The sequence below is a fragment of the Collinsella tanakaei genome (assembly GCF_016902615.1).
Taxonomy (GTDB): Bacteria; Actinomycetota; Coriobacteriia; order Coriobacteriales; family Coriobacteriaceae; genus Collinsella; species Collinsella tanakaei_A.
On record NZ_JACJMB010000054.1, the window covers coordinates 1 to 4,730 of the forward strand.

Sequence of the window (4,730 nt, forward strand, 5' to 3'; positions counted from 1 at the left end):
GCTATGGTCGAATTTGATGAAGGTCTCTATCGCGCGCTTCCTCTGCCCCTGGCTGTACATGAGGTTCTCCTCCTGTCCCGCTTTGGTCCAGGATTCCCACCGCAGTCCCCCGCTATGAGAAATTGACCGACGAGCGCAACGGTCTAGAAAATGAGGACTTCAGCCCCGAAGAGCTGCGCCGTGAACGTACCGTTACCCTACCTGAATTCTGCCATGCACTCGGCGAGCTCATCGTCGAAGCGTGTCCCGCATTTTGGCCGGTAGACACGTTAGAAAAGGATGATACCGTCGACACCATTGGATATAACTCTCTTGCTATAACATTTGGCATTCATCCACAAGAGATAGCAGGTAAACCAGAAGGTCCATTAGGGCTTCCCGAACAGTTTGGCAAAGCCGGCTTCGAGCATAACCCGGAGTCGATTGAGCATTTGCTTAACTGCATTTTAAACGAGTACCAGGAAATCAATGCTCGATTCACCGTCCATCTGCGTAAGCCTGGAACTAAAGAATCCTACGAAACCGGCAGATCAAGCGTCCAACTGCAATTTCTATCTTTTTTCGCCGCATTATGGCGCCTAAAGTATGGAAAAATCCATTCGGCAGAAGTAGAGCCACGCACGGGATACAAAAAGGGCGGATACGACCAGAGCAAGAAGATGCTATTCCCCTGCTTCGTTCTCGATATGCTCACAAATCAATGGAAGGGGTCGGGCGACTCCCGTCTCGCCGCATACATCGATGGAAAACTCGATTACTATTCTCAGGCCGCCTTTTCATCAAGCCGCTTGCAAATCGCCGCAAGCACCTACCTGGAAGAAATGAATAGCTCAGCGAGCATCAACGCCGATTCAACAGCAAAAACCCTCCTTACAATTCTTGCCAATTCGCACCGTCAAAAGTATCAGGAAAGCGCATATGATATCGAGCATCTCATTTCGCGCGACTCTTTGCGTACCAAACAAGGCGGTACGTACGCCTATAAGTATTTCAAGATTGCCGGCGGAGGACTGGGGAATCTCGCCTTTCTCTCGAAAAGCGAGAACCGTTCGAAAGGATCAAAAACACTTTCGCAGAACAAAGGCGAACTCTATTCTCTCAACGCAACGAGAGAGTTCGTTGATGATGTCTCCGCGCTTAGCGATGCAGACTATCACCTGCGCGACGGAAAATCAGAGGACGCGAAAAAATTCATTAGCAACAGGGCAAGGTGCATGTTCGACCGCCTGATTTCCATCCTCGACATAAGCTAGCATCAGCCAAAACGCCGGAATGCGGAGATTATGCAACCACAGGCCCATTATGCTGGGCACTCAGTCTTTCCACTGCCCCTCGGCATCGGTAGCCAACACAATTCGATACCGAGGGGCAGCATGCCAGAATAAGGGCACTAAGCCGCACGATATGCAGACGGCATCCAACCGCAAGATCAGAAACGGTCCCGAGTCCTACCCCCTTCGTTCAATGCGCAAGCACGACCGATCACATGCGATTGCATATGGCCTCGCCGATGCGATGGGGTATCCCGACAATAAGCGCGTTGCCCATGCAGAAGGCTCGGTTGATGTCGCTCATGCCGGTATCCGTCCATCCCTTCGGGAACCCCTGGAGCTGATCGAGCTCGTCGGGAACCAACCTGCGGTAACGCCCGTCCCCAGCGGCAACGATATGCTTGCTTCGAGAGGCGGAACCCCCCCCCCTCACTTGTTAGGATCGTTCGAGCGGGGGAATCCGTCGGATCGGGAAATGCCATAGACCCCTCGGAGTACTGGTAGGTAAAGCCCGTTCGCTTATTCACGCGCGGCTCGCTCTTCCCGCCTTTGAAGTACTTCCATTTGTCGAGCTTGTCTTCCTCCACGTAGAAGGAATCCGGCACCTCCTCGTCTGCAACGAGAATATCCCCGAGCGTCCGCCGAGGGCCGTTGTAGACCGATTCGACATCCACCGTTATGACTTCGCCATCCTGCATCACGCCGGCACGACAGAACGGAGAACGCTTCAAGCCCACACCGAAACGCTCAGAGTTGTCGAAGGGGTCCGCCAGAAGCTCGACGTGCGCCTCCCCTCCGACCCTCTTCGCCGGAAAAGCGTCCGCCATGACACCATCGTCCAACCTGGTGGACAAATCCCACTTGGCATCCGTCTTCTCAGCAAAGATGTATACACGGCGACGCTTCTGCGGAAAGCCGTAATCTGAGCCGTTGACCACGCGCCACTCGACCGCATAGCCCAGCGACGCGAAGCACGACAGGATGATCGCAAAATCACGTCCGCGCTGAGATGCAGGACTCTTGAGCAGGCGGTCAACGTTCTCGAGCAGCACGTACCGAGGGCAGTTCTTCAACTGCAGGAAGCGGTAGATATCCCACCACAGAACACCCTTCTTGCCAACGATACCCTGCGCCTGCGAGAGGGGCTTTGCCACAGAGTAATCTTGGCAGGGGAATCCTCCGACGACCATGTCGACATCAGGAATATCGATATTACCGGCCTCGTGCTCATCGAGAACGCGATGGATATCCTCATTGATGACCGAACCCGCGCCGAAGCGGGCCTCATAGCAGCGTGCGGCAAACTGGCGCGTCGGAATTCCGGGTGGCTCCCATTGATTAGCCCACACCGTCACGTACGGCCCGGCGGCAGGCATGTCGAATTCCGGGTGGCAGGAATCGCTATAGCCCTCGAGGCCGAGACGGAATCCTCCGACCCCGGCAAAAAGCTCAGCAACACGTATGACTCGTCCAGACACGCTACTCCGATCGATTCTGTTACTTACCGCCAAAGCGGTCAGCTCGTTTTGTTCCCGCCTTACTCTATCGATCTCTTCTCCGATATACCGAGCATTGATCCAAAAACATTTCTTCGTTTCGAACGATCCATATGGCGTAGGCAGCACGTCTTCCTTGTTCCTGCCGTGCGGGCGCACGTGGCAGCAGCGGTTTTCGGTCGACCTTACCGATCTCTCAGCATGCCCGTCGAGCACACGCCGTCGCATCTCCTCATAGCAGCGCTTCGCCTCGAGCAGGTCACGATCGGGCATTTGCCAAAACAGAACATCGCTAAGAAGATAGCGACCCTTCGTTTCCCTATCCTCCCGATAGACCACAAACAGATACTTCTGCTGAAGCTGAAGATAGAAGGCGCTGTCTTCGAATTCGAGCTCTGCCAAATCGATGTAGCTGAATGCGGGGAATGAAATCGACTCCTTCGGTATCCCGTCACGCTTGAGCCGAATCGTCTTCGTCTTGATGCCCGCCTTCTCGAACTCGGCGATTTTCGAGTGCTCGTCTACTCCGAGAATGTGCTTCGTGATCAAAGCGCAAAGGTTTTTGGGCTTTCTTCCCCCTTCGCGTCCATACCCGCAAGCTTCTGCCAGCTCGTCCTCGGACAGTCCGATATACGGCTCGAAACGCTTTTTCACCAGCGACAAGAGATCGAGCTCACGGTCTCTCCCCTCGCGCTCGATACGCTGCGTATCGAGCATTCCATTGAAAACAACCGTCATGTACGAGGGCTTGATTGCCCATGCGCGCGGCTTTGCGGGTATCGGCGAAAAAGGCTGTCTCGTCCGGGTTTTGCTCGAAGATGACTTCGTCGCCGCCTCCAGATACAGCGTGTCCGACCCCGAAAGTTCATGGGCATGACCGGCACGGACCTTATCGACAACGGTATTCCAGTCCTTTTTAAAGGTTGGAACATCCTCGGGAGGAATGCCCCAGAGCTCGACCAATTTGACCAAGTAGTCAACCGGATTGAGGTCCTTGTCGTATTGATAGGCAATAAGAAGAATCTTATGGAGCTTCTTCTGGAGAGAGCTCGTCTCCCACGTTTCATCCACCACGCTCATGTAGTTGATCATGCTGATAACAAGACGCTCCTTCGCAGAATACGTCCCGTTCTTCTTCAACTTGAGAGGGGTGGTTTTTAACTCAGTATCTACCTCTTTGAAATCCGGCTCAGCATCGCTATTGATGTGGTAATGAAAGTAGTACTCCTCTACCGCATTGCCGAATGAGCCCCTACGAGCATGGGGGTCATCCACTCCGCTCAGATGGCATGCCTGGCGCAAGGTCGAACCCTCGAGTTGCTTCGCATAACTCAAAATGGATTCGAGGGATTTCGAATCGTAGTATGCGTATTCGCGCTGCATGCCCATCTCCATAGAACATATGATCGATCGCCCGATTGTATCGATCGATCATATGTTCTATGTGGATCGAAGAACGGAGGTTCGTCCTGCTGCCACCTACCTCCCTCCACTACAATCCAAGTCAAAACCACTAGCTTAGGAGCCCCTCATGATCCGCCCCATCGTCACTTCCCCCATGATGCTGCGCATGCCGAGTGTCGACGCAACGCGTGATGACGCCGCAATCGGGCAGGACCTGCTCGACACCCTCGCCGCGCATACGCACGAGTGCGTCGGGATGGCCGCGAACATGATTGGGCAGCGCAAGCGCATCATCGTCGTACAGGACGGGTCTCGTGCGCGGCTCATGTACAACCCGGTCATCGTCGAGCGCGCCAACGAATACCAAACCAAGGAGGGCTGCCTGTCGCTTCCCGGCACGCGACCCGCCACGCGCTTCCGCCGCATCCGCGTGAGCTACCTCGACGAGGGCTTTACCTCGCGCACGGAGACCTTCACCGGCTACACCGCGCAGATCATCCAGCATGAGGTCGACCACTGCGACGGCGTTCTCATCTAGCCGCCCCACCCAACCCGCCGC

3 protein-coding genes are annotated in these 4,730 nt (G+C 54.8%); 2 read left to right on the plus strand and 1 reads right to left on the minus strand.

From position 1 onward, the window contains the following. Nucleotides 1–122: 122 nt before the first annotated feature. Nucleotides 123–1,253 carry a hypothetical protein gene (locus tag H6A21_RS10560; protein ID WP_204562745.1) on the plus strand — a complete coding sequence of 377 codons (1,131 nt, stop codon included), beginning with the start codon at nucleotides 123–125 and terminating at the stop codon, nucleotides 1,251–1,253. 176 nt (nucleotides 1,254–1,429) lie between these two features. On the opposite strand, the gene H6A21_RS10565 is transcribed toward H6A21_RS10560, so the two are convergent. Further along, complete coding sequence (locus H6A21_RS10565; protein ID WP_204562746.1) at nucleotides 1,430–4,150, minus strand: Sau3AI family type II restriction endonuclease; 2,721 nt, start codon at nucleotides 4,148–4,150, stop codon at nucleotides 1,430–1,432. Nucleotides 4,151–4,298: 148 nt separating this feature from the next. Here H6A21_RS10565 and H6A21_RS10570 point away from each other — a divergent pair, with 148 nt between their 5' ends. Beyond that, nucleotides 4,299–4,709, plus strand: a complete 411-nt coding sequence (locus H6A21_RS10570; protein ID WP_204562747.1) for a peptide deformylase — start codon at nucleotides 4,299–4,301, stop codon at nucleotides 4,707–4,709. Nucleotides 4,710–4,730: the final 21 nt, after the last annotated feature.